Source organism: Neolewinella aquimaris, from assembly GCF_014197245.1.
Classification (GTDB): domain Bacteria; phylum Bacteroidota; class Bacteroidia; order Chitinophagales; family Saprospiraceae; genus Neolewinella; species Neolewinella aquimaris.
Map to the genome: position 1 here is coordinate 520,082 of NZ_JACIFF010000002.1, position 22,986 is coordinate 543,067.

15 protein-coding genes are annotated in these 22,986 nt (G+C 58.5%); 4 read left to right on the top strand and 11 right to left on the bottom strand.

The features are described 5' to 3' along the window. Positions 1-183: 183 nt before the first annotated feature. The gene (locus tag GGR28_RS06680; protein ID WP_183494964.1) at positions 184-2,631 is read left to right on the top strand and encodes an outer membrane beta-barrel family protein; all 2,448 of its coding nucleotides are present in this window, start codon (positions 184-186) and stop codon (positions 2,629-2,631) included. Here GGR28_RS06680 and GGR28_RS06685 read toward each other — a convergent pair. Together GGR28_RS06685 and GGR28_RS06690 are read right to left on the bottom strand one after the other, a co-directional pair. Further along, a complete protein-coding gene (locus GGR28_RS06685) occupies positions 2,628-3,452 on the bottom strand; it encodes an alpha/beta hydrolase (protein WP_183494965.1) in 825 nt (274 codons plus the stop codon). The genes GGR28_RS06680 and GGR28_RS06685 overlap by 4 nt on opposite strands. A 55-nt stretch (positions 3,453-3,507) precedes the next feature. After that, positions 3,508-4,965, bottom strand: coding sequence for a T9SS type A sorting domain-containing protein (locus tag GGR28_RS06690; RefSeq protein WP_183494966.1), 1,458 nt, complete (start codon positions 4,963-4,965; stop codon positions 3,508-3,510). Positions 4,966-5,070: 105 nt separating this feature from the next. On the opposite strand from GGR28_RS06690, the gene GGR28_RS06695 reads away from it, so the two are divergent. Beyond that, complete coding sequence (locus GGR28_RS06695; protein ID WP_183494967.1) at positions 5,071-6,033, top strand: ATP-grasp domain-containing protein; 963 nt, start codon at positions 5,071-5,073, stop codon at positions 6,031-6,033. 308 nt (positions 6,034-6,341) lie between these two features. Here the strand turns inward: GGR28_RS06695 and GGR28_RS06700 are convergent, their stop codons facing one another. After that, positions 6,342-6,746 carry a DoxX family protein gene (locus GGR28_RS06700; protein ID WP_183494968.1) on the bottom strand — a complete coding sequence of 135 codons (405 nt, stop codon included), beginning with the start codon at positions 6,744-6,746 and terminating at the stop codon, positions 6,342-6,344. Positions 6,747-6,784: 38 nt separating this feature from the next. Next, complete coding sequence (locus GGR28_RS06705) at positions 6,785-7,249, bottom strand: hypothetical protein (protein ID WP_183494969.1); 465 nt, start codon at positions 7,247-7,249, stop codon at positions 6,785-6,787. A gap of 105 nt (positions 7,250-7,354) precedes the next feature. Here GGR28_RS06705 and GGR28_RS06710 point away from each other — a divergent pair, with 105 nt between their 5' ends. Next, entirely contained in the window at positions 7,355-8,416 is a 1,062-nt protein-coding gene (locus GGR28_RS06710) for a branched-chain amino acid aminotransferase (protein ID WP_183494970.1), read from the top strand. A 75-nt stretch (positions 8,417-8,491) separates the two neighbouring features. On the opposite strand, the gene GGR28_RS06715 is transcribed toward GGR28_RS06710, so the two are convergent. Both GGR28_RS06715 and GGR28_RS06720 read right to left on the bottom strand, forming a co-directional pair. Further along, entirely contained in the window at positions 8,492-9,517 is a 1,026-nt protein-coding gene (locus tag GGR28_RS06715; protein WP_183494971.1) for an FAD:protein FMN transferase, read from the bottom strand. A gap of 328 nt (positions 9,518-9,845) precedes the next feature. Continuing rightward, a complete protein-coding gene (locus GGR28_RS06720) occupies positions 9,846-12,953 on the bottom strand; it encodes a hypothetical protein (protein WP_246416384.1) in 3,108 nt (1,035 codons plus the stop codon). A 502-nt stretch (positions 12,954-13,455) separates the two neighbouring features. Between GGR28_RS06720 and GGR28_RS06725 the strand changes: the two genes are divergently transcribed. Then, positions 13,456-15,303 (top strand): glycoside hydrolase family 15 protein, encoded by a 1,848-nt coding sequence (locus GGR28_RS06725; protein ID WP_246416386.1) that lies wholly within the window; start codon positions 13,456-13,458, stop codon positions 15,301-15,303. 80 nt (positions 15,304-15,383) lie between these two features. On the opposite strand, the gene GGR28_RS06730 is transcribed toward GGR28_RS06725, so the two are convergent. The 5 genes from GGR28_RS06730 to GGR28_RS06750 all read right to left on the bottom strand — a co-directional run bounded on the left by GGR28_RS06730 (position 15,384) and on the right by GGR28_RS06750 (position 22,783). Further along, the gene (locus GGR28_RS06730; protein ID WP_183494973.1) at positions 15,384-17,219 is read right to left on the bottom strand and encodes an ABC transporter ATP-binding protein; all 1,836 of its coding nucleotides are present in this window, start codon (positions 17,217-17,219) and stop codon (positions 15,384-15,386) included. A 97-nt stretch (positions 17,220-17,316) separates the two neighbouring features. Further along, complete coding sequence (locus GGR28_RS06735) at positions 17,317-17,964, bottom strand: carboxypeptidase-like regulatory domain-containing protein (RefSeq protein WP_183494974.1); 648 nt, start codon at positions 17,962-17,964, stop codon at positions 17,317-17,319. 112 nt (positions 17,965-18,076) lie between these two features. Next, positions 18,077-20,464 carry an endopeptidase La gene (gene lon, locus GGR28_RS06740; protein ID WP_183494975.1) on the bottom strand — a complete coding sequence of 796 codons (2,388 nt, stop codon included), beginning with the start codon at positions 20,462-20,464 and terminating at the stop codon, positions 18,077-18,079. Between the two features lie 128 nt (positions 20,465-20,592). Beyond that, complete coding sequence (locus GGR28_RS06745) at positions 20,593-21,657, bottom strand: hypothetical protein (protein ID WP_183494976.1); 1,065 nt, start codon at positions 21,655-21,657, stop codon at positions 20,593-20,595. Next, positions 21,650-22,783 (bottom strand): glycosyltransferase, encoded by a 1,134-nt coding sequence (locus GGR28_RS06750; RefSeq protein WP_183494977.1) that lies wholly within the window; start codon positions 22,781-22,783, stop codon positions 21,650-21,652. The genes GGR28_RS06745 and GGR28_RS06750 overlap by 8 nt, the downstream gene beginning before the upstream one ends. Positions 22,784-22,986: the final 203 nt, after the last annotated feature.

Genomic DNA, 22,986 nt, shown 5'->3' on the forward strand with positions numbered 1-22,986 from the left:
CTATATAGACGGGAAGTTGCGTTAGCCGCCTCCTACGTAGCAAAATCAACGCCCGAACGGAGCTGTTTTATGGTTCATTCTATGATCCGGGCGGATTACTCGACAATCCGGCGTTTCGTCCCTATGTGTTTGCTGAACGGGTTGCGGGGTCTCACGTTTGGTTAGTAGAATATATCCCGCACCATGAAGCCACTATATACCGCTCTTCTCATTTTACTCTGCACCTGCGTCCGCGCCCAAACGGATGCCGTGCCCCCCGAGATGGCCCCCAATACGGGTGGCGTTGGCGGACAACTCCGCGATGGCAGTAGTGAAGAACCGGTCGGTTTTGCCAATATCGCGGTCTATCGGATTGAAAACGGCGAGTTGGTTGGCGGTACCACCAGTGACATTGACGGCAAGTTTACGATCAAGGACCTGCCCTACGGAGATTACCGGCTCGAAGTGACCTTTATCGGGTACGAGGGGGAAGAAATGATGCTCGAACTGAACGATTCCGAACGGTTCCTGCGGGTGGGCGACATCACCCTGGAGGCCGGTGGTGCCACTGATCTTGATGAAGTGGTCGTAACCGCCGATCGCGCCATCATGGAACTCGGTCTCGACCGCAAGTCCTTTAACGTAGAAAAAAGCGTGGCGGCTAGCGGCGGATCGGCCGAAGACCTGCTGCGGCAAATCCCGAGCATTACGGTCGACCTGGAGGGCAACGTAAGTTTACGCGGTAGCGGTGGCGTGCGCTTTTTAATTAACGGTAAGCCCAGCGGACTGGTGGGCACCGACCCGGCCACCTACCTGAAATCTTTGAGCTCCAGCAGCATCGAGCGGGTGGAGGTAATCACCAACCCAGGTGCCGCCTACGACCCGGAAGGCACCGCCGGCATCATCAACATCGTCCTCAAAAAAAAGCAGGACGACGGCTTCAACGCAACGGTAAACCTCAATGCCGGTACCGGAAACAAATTCGACGGCAATCTCGACCTCAACTGGCGCCAGGGCAAATTCAACTCCTTCGCCGGGGTGAGTGGCCGCTACGATGAGCGCTTTTTCCGGGGCTTCCGCGACCAGACGGGCACCCTGGGCGACAGCACCTTCAGCCGCTACTTCCTCTTCGAGGGCGACCGGCTGCGCAAGTCGCAGATGTTCAAGCTCGGCACCGAGTACAACATTAGTGAGCGCGGTGTGATCGGACTACAGGGCAACATCCAGTTCGAACAGGGGGAAAGCAACAACCTGCGGACCACCGACTTCTTTAACAACGAGGGCGGACTGGACCGTACCAGCGTCCGTACCGAATTTGAGCCGGAAACCGAGAACGACTTCGAGGTACAGGCCACCTACTTTACGACCTTTAAAAAGGAGGGCCGCCAACTCTCCTCCAGCTTCCAGTACAGCGAGAACGATGAGGAGGAGATCGAGAACTACAACGAAATCCTCAACGACGCCTCCGGCATCGTGATCGGCACGGACCAACAACGGGCCCCCACCCTAGAGAATCGCCAGCGGTATCTCGGCCAGCTCGATTACGAGCAGACCATAGGCGACTTTAAGTTTACCACCGGCTGGCGCACTACGCTGGAGCGCACCGAGCAGGACGCCGCCTTCCAAACCTTCGATACCGGCAGCTTCGAGAACGTAGATAGCCTGAGTAATCTCTTCCGCTACGAAGAAGACGTACACGCCGTTTACGCCACCTTCGGCGGGCAGGTAGACAAAATCCGCTTCAACGTTGGGCTGCGGGCGGAGCAAGCCAATACCAGCAGCATCCTCCTCGAGCCAAACGCAGAAGACTTCACGAACAACTACTTCAAGGTCTACCCCAGCATATTCGCCGGCTACGAATTCGACGACAACACTACCCTACAGGCCAGCTACAGTCGGCGCATCGAGCGGCCGCGCGGCTACGCTCTTAACCCCTTCGTGGATCGCGGCGACCCGTTTAACCTGCGCAGCGGCAACCCCTTCCTGCTGCCCGAATTGATCAACAGCTTCGAGCTCAACGTACAGCAGCAGTACGGTAAGGGCACCTTCACCGGGGGCGTCTACTTCCGCCAGCTCAACGACATCATCAGCAGGATCACCCGCGTGCTGCCCGGCGGCGTGAGCCTGAGCACCCGCGACAACCTCGACCGGGGCCGCGATTACGGCATCGAATTGATCACTACGTACCGTCCGACCGACAAACTCGACCTCACAGTGAGCGGCAACGGCTACCGTTCGGAAATTATCGGGAACAACCAGGACGAGAACATCGACCAGAACGGCTACCTCTTCAGCGGCAACGTGCAGGGCAGCTACGAGCTACCGGGCAAAGTACAGGCCCAGTTCACCTACTTCTACCGCTCACCGGGCGTACGGCCGCAGGGGCGCATTCAGGCCATTCAGAGTCTGGACCTCGGTTTTCGGAAGGAGATCCTGGACGATAAGGGAGCCATTACGTTGCGGGTCACCGACCTGTTCAACCAGCGCAAGTACCGCTTTACTACCGAGACGGGCGGCATCACCACCGTCAGCGAATTTCAGCGCGAGAGCCGCATCGTGTACCTCGGTTTTCAGTACAGCCTGAACCAGCTTTCGCGGCAGCGGAACAACAACGGACGTCGGGGAGACGGCGGCGGCGAAGACGACTTCTAGTTGGTAGCGGATATCCAGCCAAGCTCCTGGAGGAAAAGATCGCTGGCCTCCATGGTCGAGCGGAAGTGGTCGGCGTTCTGGACGTTAAAGAAGCCGTGGCGACCGCCCTCGTACAGCTTCAACTCGCACCGTCCGCCAACCCGCTCGATGGCCATGCAGTAATATTCCGCCGTGGTGACGGGAATCAGGTGATCGGCGGTGCCGAGCAGAAATAAGGTCGGCGGAGTGGAACTGTCGATGTTATGCAGGGGCGAAAAATCGGGGTAGGCCTCCCCTATTCTTTCGTAGCCGTAGCCGGCGGGACCGTTGTCCACGACCGGATTGTAGAGCAACAGGGCATTTGCCCGGCTGCTGACGGAAAGATCATCTTGCGGATCGTTGTACTCTTTCACCATGGCCGTCGCCGCAGCCAGGTGCCCGCCCGCCGAGCCGCCGCCCGCGGCGATTTTTGCGGTATCCAGTTGCCACTGCTCGGCGTGGGTCCGGACGTAGCGCATGGCGGATTTGGCGTCCATCACCGAGGTAAAGGGCGTGGTGCCATGGCTATTTTTCGTGCGGTAATCCGCCAGAAAACACACGACCCCCCGTCCGGCAAAGTAATCGGCCTGCGGGCGAAAGTGCTCGCGGCTACCCGAATTCCAGCCGCCGCCGAAGAAGAAAACGATGGCGGGATAGGAACCTTGATCAGTAAAATTATCCGGGAGGATCACCTCCAACTTCAGTTCGGAAGTATCGAGTTGTTTGTAGGTGACCACTTCCGTTTGCTGCCCCCAGGCCGAGGAAGAGATCAGAAGGAAGACCAGCAGCTTTAAACTTCTCATGTAGTGCGATTTGCCGCTGAATTTACGGTACCCCAGTAGAATGGCTCCAGCGCAATCAACGCACGGTAAAAACCCGCCGCCCCACCGGCCGGCCATCCTGGACCACCAGTAGCCAATAAGCGCCGGCGGGAAAACTAGTGGTGGCTACAGTTGCGGATCGACGCACGTCGGCCACCTTATAGATTTTGGCACCGGTCAGGCTCACCACTTCTAGGTTGTACGACCGATCGCTCTCCGGCAACGCAACCGTAAATTCATTGCTCGCGGGATTGGGATAAAGCCCAATCTCAAGATCAAGAGAATGCACATCACGCGTACCTACCATTAGCTCGGGTGCATCGACAAAAGTGCCGCAGCGACGATCGCCCGAACGCAGGTAGCGCAGGCTCGCCCACTGGGGTCCGGCCTGACCGGATATACTATCCAAATGCACCGGTACGAACTGGGTGTAGACCGGACCCGGTCCCCCGTCCACGTGAGAATCATCCAACCCGCATTGTTCCCCCGGCGGGAAGGTCACCGGCGTACTGGCCCGCAGTTGGAGTAGTCCGCAGCGATTTTCGGAGAGTTTGCTCTTGGCCAGTCTGCGACTCTCCGAACTACCCGGGCTGATCAGGACCTGCCCGGGCTGTACCCCGGTGAGGGCGTCGGGCACCCGGTCGATCGTGAAGTCAAATACGGTATCCAAATGAACGGGCCGGTACCCGGCTGATCCGGTCGTGTAGTCGTAGAAATCACCCCGGGCCCGGTAGGCGTAGATCCCCGACTGGGTGGTATCGACTTCCAGAATCGTAAAACTGGAATAGCGGCGACCAAAGGGGGTCGCGCTCCCGAAGGGTTCGGTGAGGTAATTGTAGGACTCTATTTGAAACGTATCCCCGACCGCGGCCAGTCCGTAAGTTTCGGGTTTCGGCAATTGCTGACCGGCTTCCGGGGCATTCATTCCGGCCAGTTCGTAGGTTGTTCTTTCGAAAAGCACCTGGTGAAATCGGATGCCGGTGACCAGTCCGTACTGCCGGCTGATTGCTACTTCTCCTCCCACGGGATCACCCTGCTCGGTAGTGAACGCGATACGCTTGATTACGTCGGGTAGTCCCAGTACGGTGGCGGAATCCACCCCGATCACTTCGGCCATTATTCGGTAGGGGCCGTCGACGTAGGCGAGCCAGCGCTGCCCCACCCCGGCTCCCTGGTACAGGACGAACGGCTCATCCAGCTCATTGTACATGACGGTACTATCCGCCGTCTGGCACACGGAATCACCGAAAGCGAAGGCGACTTCACAGACGTAGACCGAGGGCATATGATAACCGCCCAGCGTAGTGTACAAGGCTTCACACGACGCTTCTTCTACCCGCAGCCCGTAGTACTGGCTATCGAAACCGTAGGGGTGCCCAAAATATTCCGCCCGTTCGTACAAATACTGCACCCCCGGCCGGAACAACTGATAATCGCTCTGGGCGCGGACGCAGGAGCCAACTAAAAGCAAAAGAGCGAAGTAGATTGGTTTCATAAGCGGTGTTTCCCCGCTAAATATGCTGCCTTTACCGCCGCCGAGTCAGGTGGGTGGCGTAAACATTTGTCGGACGCTTACCTTAGTGCCTAACAAAGTACCCATATGAAAAAGATCGGCATCCTCTACGGACGCGAGCGCTCCTTTCCGCCCGCCGTCATCCAACGCATCAACGACAAGAACGTAGACGGCATCATGGCCGAACCCGTGAAGATCGATAAGGTAGGACAAGGACTCAATCCCGGCTACGCCGTCATCATCGACCGCATCAGCCAGGACGTACCCTTCTACCGGGCCATGCTCAAGAACGCCGCCGCCACCGGCACGGCCGTCATCAACAACCCCTTCTGGTGGAGTGCCGACGAGAAGTTTTTCAACAACGTAGTGAGCGTCGGCCCCGCCGGCGTGCCCGTCCCCAAAACCGTACTCCTCCCCAGCCACGACCACCCGGACGACACCACGGACGCCAGTTTCACCAACATGGCCTACCCCCTCGACTGGCAGAGCATCTTCAACTACATCGGCTGGCCCGCCTTCATGAAGCCCCACTCCGGCGGTGGCTGGAAGAGCGTATACAAGCTCAACGGCCCCGACGAACTCTGGAAGGCCCACGCCGAAACCGGTCAGCTCGTCATGATGCTCCAGGAAGCCATCGACTTCACCAGCTACTTTCGCTGCTACTGCATCGGCCGCAAGTACGTGAAGATCATGCACTACGAGCCCCGCAACGAATTCCTCGACCGCTACAAGGTCAAGCACGACGTCAGCGACGAATTGCTCAAGACCATCCACGACTACGTCATCAAACTCAACGAGTGGCTCGGCTACGACTTCAACACCGTTGAGTTCGCCATCCGCGACGGCATCCCCTACGCCATCGACTTCTGCAACCCCGCCCCCGATGCCGATAAATTCAGCGTCGGCGAAGAAAACTTCGAGTGGGTCATCGAAACCGCCGCCAACTACGCCATCGACCGTGCCCAACGACAAGAACCCGGTCGCGACAACCTCACCTGGGGCGAGTACATCCGCAGGTCGGTGGATGGGAGCTATGCATTCGGAAAATAGGGGCGCTCGCGAAGCGAGCTTTAGTACGTTAGTCCGCTCGCTAGGCTCGCTGGTAGTCGCGCTGTCGCGCGGTTAGTCTCGTTCGCTATGGCTCACTGGTAGTATCCTGACCCTCATTGCGTCACCGCAAACCCGGCAGCTCGATGGGTGAGACCAACGTACTACCAGCGAGCGCAGCGAGCGGGACTAACGAACTACCAGCGAGCGCCCCGAGCGGGACTAACGAACTACCAGCGAGCCCCGGCGAGCGGACTACAGTACTAACCGCGAGCCCCAGCGAGCGACTACCAGCGAGCGCAGCGAGCGAACTACCTCCCCTTATCCACAAACAGCCGCTGATCCAAAGAGTACCGCCCCGGCCCGGCAATCAATATCACGATGGCAGCAATAGCATAGTGTAGCGGTCCGGCGATTTTGCCCCACTCATGTCCATTGGCGGCATGTACCAGGAAGGCAGCGACGAGCATGGTGATCAAGTAGGGAACGGTAGCTAGGCGGGTGAAGAAGCCAATGGCAATAAGAATACCACCGAAAAATTCGGCGGAGCCGGCCAGCACCAAACTGGGAGCGGGACCGATTCCGAACGGATCGGCAAATTTGAAGTTTCCGTTTACTACTTTGATGACCTTGCCGAGGCCGTGGGCGAAGGCCATTTCCAGCCCGAACCAGAGGCGTAGGATGAGGAGGGCTAGGTCGATATTTCCTTTCGTCATTTTATGAGGCTTTCTTGATACACAGGTAATTTACAGCATCAGGCAGACGCTGTATTGGTCCGCACTGGAGCGATAAAGTCAGTTTTAAAGGCAGTCCAGAGCGCGCCGGCCGGACGGTTGTCCCCGTCATTTTTCGTTTGCTCGATGAACTCGAGGCTGTCGGCGATGAGGTAGGTCGTACCCGCCAGGGTAAGGGGGAAGTAATTGGCTACCTCGACGTGAATACCCAGTCGCTGGAGATCGTAGCCAAACAGTACGACCTTTTTCACACCAGTTTGCCGGATCAAACGCGCCAGATCGAGTTCACGGTCGGCCGGCCATTCCAGCAGGTGCAGCTGTTTGCCCGGCTCGTCGTAGCCAGCGGCTCCGAGGATGCGCCCCAGAAAGGCCCGTCGCGCCAGGGCTCCGTAGTAGAGCACCATCAGTTCCAGGTCGCGGGCGGGGCCAAGCTTTTCGAGCGCTTCAGTCGTATCGGGTTGTCCGATCAGGTCAAATGCGAGCATGCCCAAAGGTAACCGGTGGCGTACTCCTACCGAAAAACATGACCCATAAATCGTAAATCGTAAATTGTGCCGCTTTACCTTTAGCCTGCGAAAACCGCCCCAACCATGACCACCACGCAAATTCGTACCGAGCGCGTCCAACAATCCCGCCTCGAGACCGTCGACTTCAATCACCTCCCCTTCGGCAAGATCTTCAGCGACCACATGTTCGTGAGCGACTACCGCGATGGTGAGTGGACCGACGATCGCATCGTGCCCTTCGGTCATTTTACGATGCACCCCGCCAGCATGGTCCTGCACTACGGTCAGGCGATCTTCGAAGGAATGAAGGCTAGCAAGCACGCAGACGGTACTCCCCTGCTCCTGCGCCCCGACGAGCACGCCAAGCGCATCAACGCCAGTGCCCGCCGCATGATGATGGCCGAATTCCCCGAGGAACGCTTCGTGGAGGCCGTCAGCCAGCTGGTCGCCCTCGACAAAGACTGGATCCCCCCCGCCGAAGGTAGCGCCCTCTACCTGCGTCCTTACATGTACGCTACGGACGAGTTCATCGGCGTGCGTCCCAGCGAAACCTACCGCTTCTGCATCTTCACCGCGCCCGTTGGCCCGTACTACGCTAAGCCCGTCCGGCTGGTGGTCGAGCAGGAGTTTGTACGTGCCGTCCCCGGCGGCACCGGTGAGGCCAAGTCGGCGGGCAACTACGCCGGTTCCCTGCTGCCCGCCCACCTGGCACAGCAACGAGGATTCGACCAAGTTGTATGGATGGGCGGTCCCGACCGCACCCAGATTCAGGAGGTCGGCACGATGAATATCTTTTTTGTCATCAACGGCGAGGTCATTACCCCGGCTACCGACGGCGCGATCCTTAAGGGCATCACCCGCAAGATGTTTATCCAGATCCTGAAGGACAAGGGCATCCCCGTCACCGAGCGCGTCATCGAAATCGACGAGGTCGTAGCCGCTTCCGATGCCGGTCAGCTGGAAGAGATGTTCGGTGCCGGAACCGCCGCCGTGGTCAGCCACGTCTCCGAGCTTCAGTACAAGGACAAACTGATGACCCTCCCCCCCGTCGAAGGTCGCAAGATCGGCCCCATGCTGAAGCGCCACATCGACGGCCTCCGCGTCGGAAAGGTCGAAGACACCCACAACTGGCTCGTCCGCGTCTAGTACAACGCTGCCTCCCGGCAGCGATGTCCGCAGCGGTCTCCCCCGATAGCTATCGGGGCGAGGTCTGCAGCCATCCTACTCCTCCCCCTCCAGCCCCGAGGTCACCACCACCTCCAACTCCCCGTTCTCCCCCCGCACCAAAAAGTACCCTTCCAGCGCTTCTTCCCGTTCGATCAGCTCCTGCGCTCCCGCCGGCCCCAGTACCATACACACCGTAGCGAAGGCGTCGGCCGTAGCGCAGTCATTGGCTAGCACACTCGCACTCAGCAAGCGGTTCCGCTCCACTTGTCCCGTCTTCGGGTTGATCGTGTGGCTGTACTTCTCACCCTCCACCTCGTAGTAGTTCAGGTAATTCCCGCTGGTGGCGATGGCCCGGCCTTTTTCCAGTGGCAGGGTGCCTGCGGCGGAAACTTTGTCGGCGTCCTCTTCCGGTAGCCGGATCCCGACGGTCCACGGTACTCCGTTTTTGGTTCCGCCCGCCCGCATTTCACCGCCCACGTCGACGAGGTGGTTCGGACTGCCCCGCTCCGTCAGTAACGCGGAAATCAGGTCGACCCCGTAGCCCTTCGCACTCGCGTTCAGATCGAGCTGTACGCCCGGCTTTGCTTTGTGCAGGAAACCCTCGTCGAATCGGATTTTATCGAAACCTACCTGGGCCCTCACACTGTCCAATTCCACCGTATCGACGGTTGCCGATTGCCGGTGTTCCGCGCCGCCAAATCCCCAAAATTTGACGAGGGGCGCCACGGTGGGGTCGTAAGCTCCATCGGTTTTCGCCACCACTTTTGCCGCCAGTTCGAGGTTGGGCAGAAAGTGCTTCGTATCCGCTAAGCTCACCCCTTTAGCGCTGCGGTTGAAGGCATTGATCGTGCTTTCCTCCACCCACGGCGACAGTTCCAGGTTATAGGCCTCCAGGAGGCTGTCGACGCTCCCCCGTAGGCCCGGTATCGTCTTTCCCAGGTAAGTGATGCGGTAATAGCTGCCCATCGCCTCCCCGTTGATCCGGTGCGCGGGAAGGTAGCCGTCATCCTCCAGGGCGTTGCATCCGCTAACCAGCAGAAACAAAAAAAGGAGGGCGGGGACGCAGGAGCGGTGAATCATATTCAGCAAAGGTACTGCGGTAGTCGATTCCTGCTTGGCGCACGATCATGAATTGGCCGTATCGGAGGTCCGTTTTGTGCGCTGTGAGGTTACCATCAGAGCCGGATGATGTACTTCCAAATTACCCCTTAATATGCCGGGATTCTGAATACATGTCTCTAATATGTGTAAACACACGATCTTATAGACAAGAAGGGACTAAATCCCACCATCGCTCGCTATTTTACCAGTGGCCGAGGGCGGGCGCGCCGGTGCGATGCAAACACCAAAAGAGCAACATTATGAGGTATGTTCCCTCAATCCCTCCTACCCTCAATCCCTAATCCCCCTACCACCCCGGCAACAGATTCAGTCCGAAGCTCCAGCTGGCCCCCTTCAATAGCGGACGGGCGAAGTAGGGCTCCACGACCAACTGCCCGAAGACATTGATCCGGGTACTCACACCCGCCGTGAAGATGGGCTTAACGCCGGGACTAACCAGGAAGGGCTCGCCCGTATTGGGGTTGATGAGTATTTCTCCGTTCTCATCGAGGGTGTACGTAGGCCCGTTAAATTGGCCGATGTCGGAAAACGCCATCCCTCCGTCGACGAAGAAGTTGAGGTCGCTGAAGAGGAATTTGGACTTGATCAGCGCGATCTGCTCCGGTCCGGTGAAGGGGATGCGGAGTTCGACGTTACCGACAATAAGCTTACTGCCGATAAGCTCGTCCAGGCTGCGCCCCGCACCCTCCAGGGTATTTACGGCATCGTTCGCGTTGAGGCCACGCATATACCAGGGGCTGCCCACGTAGAGGGGGAAAAGATCGTTGCCCTGGCTGCCATAGCGGCCGTAGTGGAGCCCCCGAAATGCCAGGGCACCTTTGCCAAACCAGATGTAGCGACGGTAATCCGCGTTCACGGCCGTGAAGTTGAACTCGCCCAGGTACTGGTCTGCCCCCAGGCGGTACCGGTGTCCCCGGATCGGAGCGGTGAGACCAAAGTTGGAATTGTCGCCTACCAGGGCTACCCCGCCGTTGATCAGGTTGAAACTTTCACTTTCCAGATCGCGCCGACGCTCGGGCTGGACATTGGCCTGAATCGGGTAACCCGTGATGGGATTGTAGTAGCGGGCATACTGGTCTACGCGGTTGTTGTAGAGGCTGAAGCTCAGACTACCTTCCAGGCGTAGATTTGTATTAAATGCCAGGGATGCGAACCCGCCGACCTGATTCTGGTAGAGCCGTTGAATCAGGTAGGGGGCATTAATAAGTTCGGCATAATCATCCTCCGAAACCTGGATGGAGTCGAGGAAAGGCTCCATCAGACCGAAATTACGGTAGGGAATACGGCTGAGGCTAAATCCGTAGTTGACCTTTGTCTTGCGGTTCACCCAGGCTACGCTGCCCCCGAAATCGGTGATCTCTCCGTTCATTGACAGCCCGGTAAAGAGTTGGTTATTCCCGAGGATATCACTGAAGAGCAGTTGCACGCCGCCGGCCAATCCGGAAGTAGTACCGAACACCTGGCTGGTACCGACGCCGCCGCCCGCCCCACCGGAAGCGTAATCGAGCTTAAACTTCGGCTTGTAGGGCTGCCGGGTAATCTCGTCGGACGAGATGACGCTCTCTTTGTCCATATTCGTCAGCAGCTCATCGACAACGAGGTTGGCGCGGCGATTAAGGCGCGGCAGGGTGGCGGGCGTTAGGTCGACCGAATCTTTGCTAACGGCCACGGCGGTCATCCGATCGATCGGAGTGCCGAAGATCTTGTAGCCCTTCTGGTTGAAGTAGGTGTACAGCAGGCGGTTGTTGCGCCGGTCGATGCTCATGGCGGGCGCATAGGTTGTGATGCCCGATACACCGGTGAGAAGGTCCGTCATGCGAGCTACGCTGTCCTGGGTTAGGTCGTAGCGATAAATGTTTCGGAAACCATCCCGGTTGCTGAGGAAGTAGAGCATGCCGTCGGCACCCTCGACGGGGTTGAGGTTGTCGGCACCGGGGAATACGTTGATCTCGCGGCTTTCGCGGCTCTCTACATCCAGGGCAGCCAGGTTAAAGCGCAGGGCACCGTGGGGCCGCTCCTTCAGTTGCAGGCCGCGGGCATCGGTACTGAAGTAGATGGTCTTACCATCGGCCGACCAGCTGGGGTGAATTTCGCTGTATACGTCATTCGTGAGTTGGGTAACGCGACCGCTGCGCACGTCGATGCTGTATAGGTCGGTTTGCCCCTGTACAAGTCCGGATACCACAATCGATTTTCCGTCCGGCGACCAGGCTGGAAAACTGAAGGCAGGAACTTCAACCGGACGGATCTCCCGCTCGGCCTTTCCCTTCTCTACGTCGGCAATGATGATGATATTCTGCCCCTTGCTCGTAGCGGTGTAGGCGAACTTCTTGCTGTCGGGACTCCAGGTGCCGCTGTTTTCGATGTAGCTCAGTGCGTCGATGTGGCTGCCCAGGGTGGAAGACTTGATCTTGCGAATTTTCTTTCCGGTACGGGCATCGGCCAGAAAGAGGTCGATGTTGAAAAGGTCCTGCTCGGACAGGTAGATCATGTACTTACCGTCCGGGCTGATCTCGGGAGAAATATTGATGCGGCCGCCGTTGTTGTCGGGACCGACCAGTTCCTTACCTACGAAGCGATCGACCTTCGCGTCGCCAATCTGAGCTCCGTAGGTTTTGCGTAACGCATCTTCCCATAGGTCGCTGAAGTCCTTGAATTTATAGCCCAACACCAGTTCCGTAGCGCGCTCGATCCCCCACTTTGCTGTGGCGCGGAAGTACGGGTTGATGATCTCGTCTCCCTGCAGACCGGTAACGAAGGACCAGAAGGCCTGCCCGTAGCGGTAGGGGAAATACTTGCCGCCACTCAGGTCCTTAAGGCTCGGAATATCGTCGTTGAGCACGGCATCGCGCATCCACATGGCGGTAAAGGGATCAACCGAACCGATACTCAAATACTCTGCGAGACCCTCCACCATCCACAGGGGGAGTTTTTGCAGGTCACGGAGGCTGGTGCTGTCTCCACGGATCACCATGTCGTACTGGAAGGCGTGCACCAATTCATGACCCAGTACGTGGTGGGTCTGGGCATTAGTCTGAGCTACGGGCAACACCACTCGGTTCTTGAAAGCTTCGGTCACCCCGCCGGTTCCTTCACCAATCATGCCACTGATGGCATTCGTTTGCTGGAAGTCCGCGTGGTTGGCGTAGATGATCATCGGGTTTTTAAACGCGATGGTGTCGCGGAGTACGAGTTGGTGTACCCGGTACCATTCTTCGCTATCGGACAGAAAATTCTTCAGCCACTCTTCGTTGTCGATATAGGTGTATAGTTCGAAGTGCGGCGATTGGTAGACGTCGTACTCAAACTTTTCGTAGTTCGGCTTATTCTGCCCGAACGAATTAAAGCCCTGCGCGGACACCAGTAGGGGGAGCGCGAGGAGCGCTGTCGTCAATATTCTGTGTATAGCTTTCATGTGATTCTGCACTTGGTGTTGGGAATGGCTTCCGTACTAAAAACACCGGGCAGACGTGCAGACCCCTAAGCTTTGCTGGCGAAAGAGCCTTAAAAAAATGTTATAATCCAGTACGACGCTGCCTCCGGCAGCGCAAGTAAAATGCGGTCTCCGACCGCGAAGCATCAGCCCGGTTCGTGGCGTCTCGCCGCTGTCCCGGTTCGTGGCACGGTTCGTGGCGTCTCGCCGCGGTCCCGGTTCGTGGCACGGTTCGTGGCGTCCCGCCGCGGTCACCATCGGGCAAAACTTAAGCAATACCATATACCCCCTCCTTTCAACTACTACTTATGGGAAAAATGACCGCGGCGGGACGCCACGAACCAACACACCGCGGCGGGACGCCACGAACCGTCACACCGCGGCAAGATGCCACCAACCGGGGGGGGCGCATCAAGATGCCACGAACCAACACCCGCACGCCCGCCCAAACCAATGTCAGCTTTTGCCGTTGCAACTGACAATGAACGCTTCCAATCCTGCCGCCGCCCCCGTTGGGGAGTTTAATTCCGCCTACCCGGACCGCTATCTGCCCATTGCCGAATACGGCATCATCGGGAACCTGCACACGACCGCGCTGGTGAGCGTAACCGGAAGCATCGACTTTATGTGCCTGCCACGCTTCGACTCCCCCACCGTTTTCGGCCGACTGCTGGATGCGGACGTGGGAGGATTTTTCAGCTTCTCCTGCGTAGCCGACGACACCAAGAACAAACAGCTGTACCTGCCGGGGACGAACATCCTAATCACCCGCTTCCTGAGCGAGGACGGCATTGCGGAACTGACCGACTTCATGCCCATCGTCGACGGGGAACGGGATTTCGCGGTGTTTCGGCGGCTGAAGGGAGTTTACGGCCACCACCGGGTTAAATTTGACCTGCAGGCGCGCTTCGGCTACGGCAAGCGGGGCTGTATCGCGGAAAAAAACCCGGAGGGGAGGGGCTACCTGATCCGCGATCCGGAGGGCGAACAACCTACGATGCTGCTGCTGACGGACGCCGAACTGGAAATTACGGACACCGGACTGCGGGCCATCATCGACCTGCACCAGGGCGACAACATCGACTTCATCCTGACCCTGAACGAGGGCATCGACTTCGACCTCGACTGGATGCAGTGCTTTACGGAGTGCCGCAAGTACTGGACCACCTGGTCGAAAAAGTGCCGGTACGAGGGATTTTGGAAGGAGGCGGTGCTGCGGTCGGTCCTTACGCTGAAGCTGCTGACATCGGCCCGCTACGGAAGCACCATCGCCGCCGCCACCTTTGGCCTGCCGGAGAAGATGGGCGGGGCCCGCAACTGGGATTATCGCTACACCTGGATCCGCGACGCCGCCTTTACGATGTACGCTTTCTTGCGCTTGGGCTACACCCAGGAGGCGGAACACTTTATGGACTGGATCCGCGACAAGTGCATGGATCACCTCCAACTGATGTACGCCATCGACGGGGAAACCGACCTCGAAGAGTGTACCATGGAACACCTCGAGGGCTACCGCGGCAGCAAACCGGTACGGGTCGGAAACGGCGCCCACGACCAGAAGCAACTCGATATCTACGGCGAGCTGATCGACACCATCTACCTGTACAATAAGGCTGGGGGCAGCATCACCAATAAATTCTGGACCTCAATCACCAAGTTGGTAGATTACGTGATCGTCCACTGGCGCGATGAAGACCACGGAATTTGGGAAGTGCGCAGCGGCAAGCAACGCTTTCTCCACTCCGCCGTCTGCTGCTGGGTAGCCATTGACCGCGCCATGAAGATCGCCGAGAACCGGAGCCTCCCCTACCCGATGGCCGAGTGGCGCAAGGTCCGCGACGAGATCTACACCGAGATATACGACGGCTTCTGGAACGAAGAGCTGCAGGCATACGTGCAGTTTAAAGGGAGCGACACCCTCGATGCGAGCGCCCTGCTGATGCCGCTCCTGCGCTTTGTTTCCAGTCAGGAACCGCGCTGGCTCAGCACCTTCCAGGCCATCGAAGAGAAGCTGTCGGCCGACGTACTCATCTTCCGCTATAAGCTGGAGCACGGGGCCACGGACGGACTCGAAGGAGACGAGGGGGCCTTTGCCATCTGTTCGTTCTGGTACGTCGAGTGTCTGGCGCGCATCGGACAGGTAGACAAAGCTACGGTCGTCTTCGAAAAAATGCTGGGCTACGCGAATCACCTGGGTCTCATGAGCGAGGAAATCGGGTTACACGGAGAGCAGCTGGGTAATTTTCCGCAGGCATTTTCTCATCTGAGTTTGATTTCGGCGGCGTTCCAGATTGAGAAGAAGAATAGGTAAGGGGGAGTCTCGCTCGCTGCGCTCGCTGGTAGTCGCTCGCGGGGGCTCGCGGTTAGTACGGTAGTACGGTAGTACGGTAGTTACTTGTAGCCGGCGGCCTGGAGGGCGAAGAGTTCGGCGTAGCGGCCGTCGAGGGCGAGGAGTTCTTCGTGGCTGCCTTCTTCGACCAGTCCTCCGTATTCGAGGAAGAGGATGTGGTCGGCCATGCGGACGGTGGAGAAGCGGTGACTGATGAGTACGGCGGTTTTGCCTTCGATGAGGGCGGTGAAGCGTTGGAAGACCTCGTACTCGGCGCGGGCGTCGAGGGCGCTGGTGGGTTCGTCGAGGATGAGGAGTTGGGCATCGCGCATGTAGGCACGGGCGAGGGCGATCTTTTGCCACTGTCCGCCGCTGAGGTCAACGGCTCCGGCGAAGCGGCGTCCGAGGAGTTGGTCGTAGCCGCCTTCGAGTTCGCCGACGACTTCCTCGGCGAGAGACTTGCGGGCGCTGTCTTCGATGCGGTCCTGGTTGAGCTCTTCTTCGATGCGACCGACGGCGATGTTCTCGCGGGCGGTGAGTTGGTAGCGGAAGAAATCCTGGAAGATGACGCCGACGTTGTCGCGGAGGGAAGAAAGCTCGTACTCGCGCAGGTTACGGCCGTCGAGTAGGATGCGACCTTCAGTGGGTTCGTAGAGGCGCGCGAGTAGCTTTACGAGGGTGGTCTTTCCGGCCCCGTTCTCCCCCACCAGGGCTACCTTTTGGCCGAAGGGAAGTTTGAAGGAAAGGTTACGGATGGCATATTTCTCCGTATTTGGGTAGGCAAAGCTTACGTTCTGAAATTCCCAGCCGATCCGAATGGGTTTGGGGAAGGGCAGTGCTCCTTTTTTGTCGGCGATCAGGGGTCTGATGGCGAAGAAGTCGAAAAGATCCTGTAGGTAAAGCGCATTCTCCCCGATGCTTGAAAAGCGGGACAGGATGGTTTGTAACCCGCCCTGCATCCGCTGGAAGGCTCCGGCCAGGAATGTGAGCGATCCGACGGTGATCACACCACTGATGGTCTGCATAATGATGAGCACGTAGGCTCCGTAGTACGTCAGGGAGCTGATCGCAGAGAAGAACGCCCCCCAGCTCGCCCGCTTGATGGCCAGGGTGCGGTTGGCGTAGAAGTACTTCATCGACAGCTTGTGGAAGCGGTTGGTGATGAAGTCGGCCAGCCCGAATATCTTGACCTCCTTAGCCGTAATGTCACTGGCACCAATGTAGCGCAGGTAATCGAGCTCCCGCCGCTCCGGCGTCCAACTGCGGGTGAGGCTGTACACTTGTTGATTGAAGTAATTCTCCTGAATGAAACTGGGGATCACGGCAACCACGAGCAACAGAATAAGCCAGGGATTAAAGGCCGCTACGCTGATGCCCAGCACGACCAGGGTGACAGTACTCTGAAACTGCGCCAGCATCTGCGACATCAGCGTCGACCGGCTCGTCGTCTGCCGCCGCGCCCGCTCCATCTTATCGTAAAATTCGGAATCCTCGAAGTGGTACAGATCGAGGGTGGCCGCGTGCCGCATCAAGTCGACGCTGGTCTGATTGGTATAAAGGTCCCCCAGTAAGCTGTCGACCAGACTGATGCCCCGGCTCAGCAAATCGGAGGTAAGGGCAAGCAACAACTCCAGTGCCACCATCTGCCAAAGAAAAGTGGTATCGCCACTACCGTCAATAATTAACAGTACCTCGTCAATGATCAATTTACCCACGTACAGAATAGCCGTAGGAAGTGCCGACTGCAGCAGTCTCAGTACGATATTCGTGATCGTGAGCGACGGGCTCGTCCGGTAAATCAGCCGAAAAAAAGGTGGAAGATTACGCAGGGCCGTCAACTGATCCCGCCACGTCCTTTCCTCCTCCTTTGCCTTCCCCGCCTTTCTTCCTAATGCCATGCAGGCTTAACATTCCGGCACACCGGTAGTTCTCAATCCCTCACCCCCCTCAATCCTTCACTCCCCTCAATCCCTCAAACCTTCAATCCCTCACCCCCTAATCATCCTTCTTCTTAAAATCCCCCCGCTTCCAGCCGTCAAAAAACTGCTTCCATGCAACGGGACTAAAAATATTCATGGGCGGCTTCTGTCCGATGTAGTACGTCTGACGGGCCTGCTGACGGAGGTAGTAGCTGCTGTTCTCCGCACCCGAGCGCGGAACCGTCTCCTGTAGTCGTTCGAGCTTGTCGGCCGAAAGGTTCTCCGAGGCGCGGGATTGCAGTTCCGGCGTTACGTCCATGGCCAGAAACTCGAGCTTGAAGTGGTCGCGGCTCGGCCAGGGGAAGACCACGGCTTCGGGCAGGTCGATGGCGTTATAGGTCATTAATTGGACCAAACTGTACTTATCGTCCTCCAGATTTGGATCGATCACGAACTGCACGTCGTCATAACCCAGTGCACTAAACAGAATCGTGTCTCCCTTATGGGCTACGATGCTGAAGAAGCCCTCCAGGTTGGCGTAGGTGCCGCGACCGTCGCTCTTGATCAGTACGGTAGCGTAGGGCACCGGCTGGAGCTGACTGGTGGTCCCGTCGAGCACCATGCCCGAAAATTGCACCAGGGGCTCCCCGTTCTGGTCGACGAGCTGGGCGCTGGCGGTAGACCCGAGGCCGAGAAAGAGACAAAAAGCGAGCAGGTACTTCATATTCGGGTTGACGTAAATCGAACTAAGGACGCGGTAGAGGCCCGTGCGGTTGGGCCGCGGCGGTAATTCCGCAAGTTAGGGTATGCTTTTAACACACCTTAACGCGCATAGATCATTCCAGCGCAAGGTCGAGCACCTCCACCATGTTCTCAACGTAACTCACTTCCATGCCCTTCAGGTACCGCTCCTCGATCTCCCGCACGTGGCGCTCGTTGGCCTTGCTCAGGATGACCTGTTTCATGCCGGCCCGACGCGCCGCAAGTAATTTTTCCTTGATTCCACCCACCGGCAGCACGCGTCCGCGGAGGGTAATTTCGCCGGACATGGCCAGATACGGTTTGATCGGGCGATCGGTGTAGGCACTGGCCATCGCGGTGAGCATGGTGATACCGGCACTGGGACCGTCCTTCGGCGTAGCTCCCTCGGGAACGTGCACGTGCAGGTCCTTTGACTTGAAGGATTCCGGATCGATACCGATCCGCTCGGCATTGGCGCGCAGGTAGGAGCGGGCGGTGGTGGCGCTTTCCTTCATGACGGCACCGAGGTTACCGGTCTGCTGCAACCCACCCTTTCCGGGACTCAAGCTGGCCTCCACGAACAGAATTTCTCCGCCAACCTGCGTCCACGCAAGCCCAATGGCGATTCCCGACTGGCGGCCGACGCGGTAGGGTTCCCGCTCGAAGATGCGTGGACCGAGTACTTCCTCCAGGCTCTCCTTTTTGATCGTAACCTGTTCCTCCCCCTCCATGGCGATGCCCTTGGCGGCGTGACGCATCAGTCCCGCGATCTGGCGGTCCAGCGTCCGGACGCCGCTTTCGCGGGTGTACCCTTCCACTACCTCACGGAGCGTAGTCATGGGAATCTTAACCTGTTTTGCCTTCAGGCCGTGCGACTCCCGTTGCTTTGGCAGGAGGTGACGGCGGGCGATTTCGAGCTTCTCCTCCGTCGAGTACCCGCTCAATCGGATAATCTCCATCCGGTCCCGCAGGGCGGGCTGAATGGTTTGCATACTGTTAGCCGTAGCGATGAACAGCACCTTACTGAGGTCGACATCCAGATCGAGGTAGTTGTCGTGGAACGTGCTGTTCTGTTCGGGATCCAGGACTTCCAGCAGGGCGGAAGACGGATCGCCGCGGTGGCTCTGCCCGATCTTGTCGATCTCGTCGAGGATGAAAACGGGATTGGCGGATCCCACCTTGCGCAACGACTGTACGATGCGTCCGGGCATGGCTCCGATGTAGGTCTTGCGGTGGCCCCTGATCTCGCTTTCGTCGTGGAGGCCGCCCAGGCTGATGCGTACGAACTTGCGGCCCAGTGCGTGAGCGATGCTCTTGCCGAGACTGGTCTTGCCGACGCCGGGAGGGCCGAGCAGCAGCAGAATCGGTGCCTTCATATCGCCCTTCAGCTTGAGCACGGCGAGGTGACCGAGAATACGGTCCTTTACCTTTTCGAGACCGTAGTGGTCGTCGTCGAGCACCTTCGAGACCGTCTTCAGGTCGAAGTTGTCTTCCGTGTAGTCCTGCCAGGGCAGATCGAGGAGCATCTCAAGGTAGGAGAGCTGCACGCTGAATTCGGCTACCTGGGGGTTCATTCGCTTCAGGCGCATGATCTCCCGGGTGAAGGTTTTGCCCACCTCCTCCGGCCACTGTTTCTTGTCGGCGCGGGCCTCCAGCTCCTGTATTTGTTGCTCGTTCGGGTTCTCGCCGAGCTCGTCCTGGATCGCCTTGATCTGTTGATTGAGGAAGTACTGCCGCTGCTGCTGCTCGATATCTCCCCGGGTCTTGTTCTCGATCTGGTCGCGTAACTCCAGGATCTGCAACTCCCGCTGCAATTCCTTCAGGACGCGTTCGGCCTTGCTGCCCAGGTCGCTGGTTTCCAGTAGTTCCTGCCGGGTTTTCATCTCTCCGTTCAGGTTGCTGGCGATGAAGTTGAGCAGCTGACTCGGCCGACTGATGTTGTCGAGCATCACCCGGGCCTCGGTGGGGATATTGGGGCTCAGTTCCACCGCCCTGACCGCCATATCGCGGATGCTGTCAATGGTCGCTTCGAAGGTCATGGCCTCGGAAGGCTCACCGTACTGCAGGGGTTCGATCGTCCCCTCCATAAAGGGCGTCTCGGCGGTGGTAGAAGTGCGTCTGACCCGTTGTCCGCCGCGCAGTACGGCCGTCAGACTGCCGTCGGGCATCCGCAGCATTTTGATGATGCGAGCCAGGGTACCAACGTCGTAGAGATCGCTCACCTTCGGTTCTTCCACGTCGAGATCGCGCTGGGCGAAGACCGCGACCAGCCGGTTGCTTTCCATTGCCCGGTTTACGGCGCTGATCGAGCGGTCGCGGCCAATGTTGATCGGCGTTACGATGGTGGGAAACAGCACGGCATTTTTGAGTGCCAGAATGGGTATGGGACTAGGGGTGTCGCCGTCAACCAGTTCCTCGTCTCCATCCTCCAGCCCAATAAAGGGCAGCATGTCCTGATCGTCGTCAAATCCTCGGTTATCCATCTTAATCGTAATCTTGGGTAGGCTCACGGGCTCGATTTAGGGATACTAATGCAAATATCGTACCAAGCCGTGGGCGGGGGCGCAGGTGCAAAGGTAATTGTAAAGAAGCGGACCTAGTGGCTCCTACCCTATTGCTCTACGGTAAACCTGCGCAGCTTCGTTTCCAGGGTAGCTTCCTGGTACAGAACGTCCCACCCGGATACCTCCTGTTTACTGGCCCGGTCGAGGAGAGGGCCCCATGCGTTGGCGTCGGGAGTATCGGTAACTATATCGGTCAGGCCCACCCGCCGGAGCGCCCTCATCTTACACACTTGCTCGCCGAAGGGGCGGGGCTCCGGCCGGCTGATGAAGGGCACGCGGGCCGCACCGATCTCCATCATGGTATTGGTGCCGCCGCTGCCGACCACCACATCCGCCGCTTTTAGGTACGGGAAGGTATCGGCTACCATGCCGATACGGCGCAGGTTTACCGGACTGCTATCAAAGGCATCGGCTACTTTACCGATCAGGAGAAAGCGCCAGTCGGGGTTGGCCCGCGCGGCACTTACCCATTCACTTAGCTCCTGCGCCCCGCCGCCCAGGCCGTTAATGACGGTGGCCACTTTGCTGTCTTGATCTAAGCCGAGTTGGAGTCGGCAGTCCCGACGGCTCTCCTTACGGTGGTCGTAGCGGCTAAAGGCTCCGAGGTAGGTCGTCTTTTGCCGCACCCACTCCGGCGTATGCTCGTCTTCCAACTGGGGAGGAAAGGGCGCGATGAGGCGATCCGCTAACCGAAAGGCGGCCAGGTGAGCGGGATCGTCCCGGTAACCGTGCAGCCGTACCAGTGCGACCCGTACGCCACACAGACGAACAAAGAGTGCGATCTCTACCGATAGGTCGATAATGAACCACGCCGGACGGTTGCGGGCGATAAAGGCCGACAGGATAGCCATCCGCTGCTGGGCACCGGACAGGTCGACGGGGGCGTAGTGCACTACCTGGTTTTCCAAAATATCCAACTGGGGATCCCGGTCGGGAGAGACGTCCGGTGGCAGGGGGTGCACCTTACCGCCGGTCCAGTCGGTAAAGCGATCGGCGGCGGAAGTAAGAACGTGGATGGGCGTATCGGCAGGCAGATGGGCTGCCAGCAGGCGCGTGCGGTTGGCGTGGCCGCTGCCGTGGTGGTGAACGTAGAAGGCAACCGGCCTAGGCAACAACGCTCACGGTTGGTGGCCCGACGAGGGGGCCGGCGGATACCGTATTGATCTTCTTAGCCTGGGGAACGAGTTTGCGGTAGATCCTTTCGTAATCCGAGATCATGCGTTCGATGGCGAAGTAACGTTCGGCGCGGCGGCGGCATTCGGGACGGTTCAGTCGGGCCGCAACGGGCATTGCGGCAGCCATGGCGGCGATGTCGCGTTTGGGTACGATGACGCCGCAGGAGTCGTCGATGATCTCACCGGCAGCCCCGCTATCGAAGGAGACGATGGGGGTGCCACAGGCCAGCATCTCGGGCAGGACCAGGCCGAAGGGCTCATCCCAGGTGGAGGTGAACAGACCCACCGCGGCCCGACCGGCTTCCCTACAAATGGCGGCGTGGTCGAGGTGACCGATGTACTGAATATCGTCGTCGAGCAGCGGTTCTACCTCACGGGTGAAGTATTCGTTGTCGTAGATCGATCCCGCCAGGCGGAGTTTGAAGCCGGCACGCCTGGCGGCGCGGATGGCATAGTCGGGGCCCTTTTCGGGACAGAAGCGGCCGAACCAAAAGGCGGTGCGGTCTTCACCGGCTTCGGTAGCCTGCCACCGCTCGATCTGGATGCCGTTGTGCACGATGCGGCAGTGGGTGATGCTGTCTTCCCACTGTTTGGCGATGCTCTCACTGACGGCCACGAACTGGTTGCCGAGGTAGGGGCGGGCCAGCAATACGCCGCTGCGGAAGGAGGCGAAGGGCGGGCAGTGCAGGGTGGTCACCATCGGGCACTCGAGGGTGTGTGCCAGCGACAGGGGCAGAAAGTGGAGGCTGTTGTTGTGTACGACGTCGAAGTTTCCCCGCTGAATCGCCGTAACGATCTCCATGTAGGCGTGGAACTTATTGACGAAATCGCGGCCGAACCCGGGTTCTTCCTCGAACAGGTCGATGCCCTCCATGCGGTCGATCGCTTCGAGCGTAGGTTGTACGACGTTGAATTCCGGATCGGAGTCCGCGAGGGCGAAGAGGGTTACTTCGTGACCGCGGCGCATCAGTTCCTGGGTCAGGCAATGGGTATGCATCTCAAGTCCCCCGTGAAAGGGTTCTGAAATGGGGAACTTTAGGTGTGCTATGATGGCTATTCTCATCTTCGATTGACTAAATACCAGATCTGTATGTGCATATTCCAACTCTGGTTTTCGCCGGGTGGTTCCAGAATTTTACGGATTTCCGAAATTTGGCCATCGGCTCCCGCCCCAGCAGTTCCCCGGGTAAGGTGTACACGTAAGGTGAATAAAGAATCTTCTTCCGCGCTGTAAGCTCATTTCCCTACGTGGAGTAGTTTAGTTGC

What these genes read in the sequence shown, in the direction of transcription:
- lon (WP_183494975.1), bottom strand. Translation starts at nt 20,464, where the DNA reads ATGGATAACCGAGGATTTGACGACGATCAGGACATGCTGCCCTTTATT.
- GGR28_RS06735 (WP_183494974.1), bottom strand. Translation starts at nt 17,964, where the DNA reads ATGAAGTACCTGCTCGCTTTTTGTCTCTTTCTCGGCCTCGGGTCTACC.
- GGR28_RS06715 (WP_183494971.1), bottom strand. Translation starts at nt 9,517, where the DNA reads ATGATTCACCGCTCCTGCGTCCCCGCCCTCCTTTTTTTGTTTCTGCTG.
- GGR28_RS06680 (WP_183494964.1), top strand. Translation starts at nt 184, where the DNA reads ATGAAGCCACTATATACCGCTCTTCTCATTTTACTCTGCACCTGCGTC.
- GGR28_RS06685 (WP_183494965.1), bottom strand. Translation starts at nt 3,452, where the DNA reads ATGAGAAGTTTAAAGCTGCTGGTCTTCCTTCTGATCTCTTCCTCGGCC.
- GGR28_RS06690 (WP_183494966.1), bottom strand. Translation starts at nt 4,965, where the DNA reads ATGAAACCAATCTACTTCGCTCTTTTGCTTTTAGTTGGCTCCTGCGTC.
- GGR28_RS06695 (WP_183494967.1), top strand. Translation starts at nt 5,071, where the DNA reads ATGAAAAAGATCGGCATCCTCTACGGACGCGAGCGCTCCTTTCCGCCC.
- GGR28_RS06710 (WP_183494970.1), top strand. Translation starts at nt 7,355, where the DNA reads ATGACCACCACGCAAATTCGTACCGAGCGCGTCCAACAATCCCGCCTC.
- GGR28_RS06750 (WP_183494977.1), bottom strand. Translation starts at nt 22,783, where the DNA reads ATGAGAATAGCCATCATAGCACACCTAAAGTTCCCCATTTCAGAACCC.
- GGR28_RS06700 (WP_183494968.1), bottom strand. Translation starts at nt 6,746, where the DNA reads ATGACGAAAGGAAATATCGACCTAGCCCTCCTCATCCTACGCCTCTGG.
- GGR28_RS06730 (WP_183494973.1), bottom strand. Translation starts at nt 17,219, where the DNA reads ATGGCATTAGGAAGAAAGGCGGGGAAGGCAAAGGAGGAGGAAAGGACG.
- GGR28_RS06705 (WP_183494969.1), bottom strand. Translation starts at nt 7,249, where the DNA reads ATGCTCGCATTTGACCTGATCGGACAACCCGATACGACTGAAGCGCTC.